General features: G+C 78.9%; 1 protein-coding gene. It reads left to right on the plus strand.

All coding sequences use genetic code 11. The features are described 5' to 3' along the window. A partial coding sequence (locus HOY81_RS15730) for a beta-ketoacyl synthase N-terminal-like domain-containing protein (protein WP_237321040.1) occupies window positions 1–3,866 on the plus strand: 3,866 nt, incomplete at its 5' end. Window positions 3,867–3,868 lie beyond the last annotated feature (2 nt).

Genomic DNA, 3,868 nt, shown 5'->3' on the forward strand with positions numbered 1-3,868 from the left:
CGCCGGACCGGCACGCCCCGGACCGGCACGCCCCGGACGGGCCGGCCCCGGACGACGAGCCCGCCGCCGACCGGCCGGTCCCGGCGCTGCTGACCCGGGAGTGGATCGCCGCGCCCCGCACCCCGGCGAGCGGGCCGGCCCGGCGCCCGCTCGGCGTGCTGCTGGTCGGCGCCGCGGACACCCTGGAGTACGCCGAGGCCGCCGCGCACGCCGACGGGGCCGACAAGGGCGGCTGGGTGCTGGTGCGCGAGGACAGCGTGCACCCCCGGCTCGGCCCCGACGAGTACGGCATCGACCTCGCCGACCACGCGGCCGCCCAGGGCCTGGCGGAGCAGCTCTACGAGCGCTACGGCCGGCTGGACGCCGTGGTCGACCTGGTGGACCTGACGTCGCGCACGCCGCGCCCGGACGGCCCCCCGCTGCCGGGCGAGGCGGCCCGTATCGGGCTGTTGCAGCACCTGGTACGGCGGGCCACGGCGGCCGGCGACGACCTGACCGTGTTGCAGGTGACCCGCGGCCGGCACGCGCTGCGCAACCCGGTGCCCACGGCGCGGGGCGCGGCCATGGCAGGGCTGGTGCGCGCCGTCGGCGCCGAGTACCGCGCGGTGCGGTCGGCCTCCGTGGACCTCGACCCCGCATGTACCGGCCCGGAGCAGGTGCTGGAGGCCGTACGGGCGGAGCTGTCCGCGGCGGGGCCGGCGCCCGGCGAGGTGGTGCTGCGCGGCGGCGACCGCTTCGTGCCCGGCCCGCTGCGGCGCCGGCCGCGCCCGGCCGCGGAGCCCGCGCGCCCGGCCCTCGACCCGGACCGCACCTATCTGGTGACCGGCGGCACCTCCGGGCTGGGCCTGGCGGCCGCCGAACGGCTCGCCGCGCTCGGCGCCCGGCGGCTGGCGCTGCTGGGCCGCCGCCCGCTGCCGCCGCGCGCGTCCTGGCCCGCGCCGGCGGACGGTACGCCCGGTGCCGCGCCCGACCCGGACGCCCGCACGGCGGAGCTGGCCCGCACGGTGACGCGGCTGGAGGCCGGGGGCGTGCGGGTGGCCCTGCACACCGGGCCGCTGACCGACCGCGCCGCCCTGACCGGCTTCCTGGACCGGGTGCGGGACGAACTCGGCCCGGTGGCGGGCGTGCTGCACTGCGCGGGTGCGGTGCACCGGCGCCGCCCGGCGTTCGTCCGCCGCACGGTCGAGGACGTGGCCGCCACCTGGGAGCCGAAGGTGGCGGGCCTGCGGGTGCTGGACGAGCTGGTGCGGACGGACCGCCCGGACTTCGTCGTCCTCTACTCCTCGGTCTCCGCCCGGCTGCCCGAACTGGCCGTCGGGCTGGGCGACTACGCGGCCGCCAACGCCCATCTGGACGCCTTCGCCGCCGAACGGAACGCGGCCGCGGGCCCGGACGGCACCCGCTATCTGCCCGTCGCCTGGGGGAGCTGGACCGGCCTGGGGATGGGCGAGGTCACGGCGGAGGCGTACCGGGCCCGCGGCTTCGGCGCCCTGGCCCGGGAGGACGGCCTGGACCTGCTGGAACGGGTGCTCCTTGAGCAGACCGCGGCCGGACGGCCGGAGGACGAGCGGGTGACGGACGCCGTGGCGGCGGCCGTGCGCCCGCGGAGCTTCCCGGAGGAACCGGCGCCCGGTACGGGCCCGGACGCCGGCCGCCCGTACGCCGGCGCGGCACTGCAGGGCGCCCCGCAGCCGGGCGCGCACCCGGGCCCCGGCACGACCCCGGGCACGACCCCCGGCAACCCGCCGGACCCCGGCACGGCCCCGGACGCGCTCCGGGACGACCCCGAGCAGAAGGAGCAGAAGGTGACCACGGGTGACGGCGCCGAGCGCGCCGGGACAGGCACGGCCGTCGAGGGCTTCCTCCTCGACCTGATGGCGCAGGAACTGATGCTGCCCCGCGCGTCGGTGGACGCGGACGACGCCTTCGCCGACCTGGGCGTCGACTCCATCCTGCTGGCCGGCATGGTGGGCCGGCTGGAGGAGCTGACCGACGCCCCGGTGGATCCCTCGGTGGTGCTGGAGAACCCCACCGCCCGGCGGCTCGCCGCCCATCTGACGGCCGCGTTCCCCGACGGGGTGGCCGCCTGGGCGGTCCGGAACGCCGGCTCCCCGGCGGGTACGGGAACGGACAACGGTGCCGACCCGCACGCCGCCGGCGGACAGCCCGCGGCGGACACCGGCGCGGGCGCCGGGACGGACGACGGCGCGGCGGCGCGGGCCGGCACCGGCGCGGCGGAACCCGGGACGGACGCCGGGACGGACGCGACCGCCACGACGGTCGCCCAGGCCGGCCCGCAGCCCGGCGGAGCCGCCACCCCCGGCGGTACGGCCCGTCCGGACGGCCCGCGGCCGCTCGCCGTGATCGGCATGGCGAGCCGCTTCCCCGGCGCGCCCGGCACGGACGCCTTCTGGCGGCTGCTCTCCGAGGGGCGGTCGGCCGTCCGGGAGGTGCCCCGCTCCCGCTGGGACAGCTCGGCCCTGTACGACGCCGCGAAGCGGCCGGGCCGCTCGGTCTCCCGCTGGGGCGCGTTCCTGGACGGCATCGAGGACTTCGACCCGGAGCCGTTCGGCATCGCCCCGGAGGACGCCGCCCATGTCGACCCGCTGATCCGGCTGGTGCTGGAGTGCGCCGAGCAGACCTTCCGGGACGCCGGCTACGCACGGGAGGAGCTGGCCGGCACCCGTACGGCCGTGTTCGCCGCCGCCCACACCGGCGCGTACGCGGCGCGCATCCGCACCCCGCACCGCAACACCGTCACCGGGCTCAACCAGAACTTCGCCGCCGCCCAGCTCGCCCAGGTCTACGACCTGCGCGGCCCGCACCTGGTGGTGGACACGGCCTGCTCCTCCTCGCTGGCCGCGCTCAGCCTGGCCGAGCAGGCGCTGCGGCTCGGCGAGTGCGACACGGCGCTGGTCGCGGCGGCGGACCTGCTGCTGGACGAGATGCCCTATCTCAAGCTGAGCGCCTCCGGGGCGCTCTCCCCGGACGGCGCCTGCCGGGTCTTCGACGTCGGCGCCAACGGGCTGGTGCTGGGCGAGGGCGCCGGCGCGCTGCTGCTCAAGCCGCTGGAGACGGCGCTCGCCGACGGCGACCGGGTGTACGCGGTGCTGGAGTCGGTGGCCGTCAACAACGACGGGCGCACCATGGGCCTGACCACGCCCAACCCCGACGCGCAGGAGGAGGTCGTCCGGCGGGCCCTGGAGCTGGCCGGCGTCCGCCCGCGCGAGATCGGCTGCGTGGAGGCGCACGGCACCGGCACACTGATCGGCGACCCGATGGAACTGCGGGCGCTGACCCGGGCGTTCGGCGGCGCGGACGGCGCCGGCGACCGCGGCTGGTGCGCCGTGGGCAGCGTCAAGTCCAACATCGGCCACGCGCTGATGGCCGCCGGCATGGCCGGGCTGCAGAAGACCGTGCTGGCCCTCCGGCACGGCGCCCTCCCGCCGACCCTGCACTGCGACACGCCGAACCCGCGCTTCTCCTTCGCGGAGTCGCCGTTCTTCCCCAACACCGCGCTGCGCGACTGGCGGCCGGAGACCGGCCTGCGGCGGGCGGGGGTGAGCGCCTTCGGCTTCGGCGGCGTGAACTGCCACGCGATCCTGCGCGAGCCCACCGGCGCCGAGCTGGCGGCCCGTACGGGCGAACGCCCGAGCCTGCCGCCGGCCGTCTTCCACCGCACCCGGCACTGGGTGGACCGGCCGGACGCCGCTGCCGCCGCGGAGCCCGCCCCCGGGGCGGGCGCGGCGCCCCCCGGCATCCCCGCTGCCGCAGCCGTGCCGGCGGCGGAGCCCGCCCCGCGCCCGGTCACCGCCGCCCCCACGGCCGGCAGCCGCCCGATCCTGTCCCTCGAGGAGCTGAACTGACG

The sequence above is a fragment of the Streptomyces sp. JJ36 genome, from assembly GCF_021696945.1.
Lineage (GTDB): Bacteria > Actinomycetota > Actinomycetes > Streptomycetales > Streptomycetaceae > Streptomyces.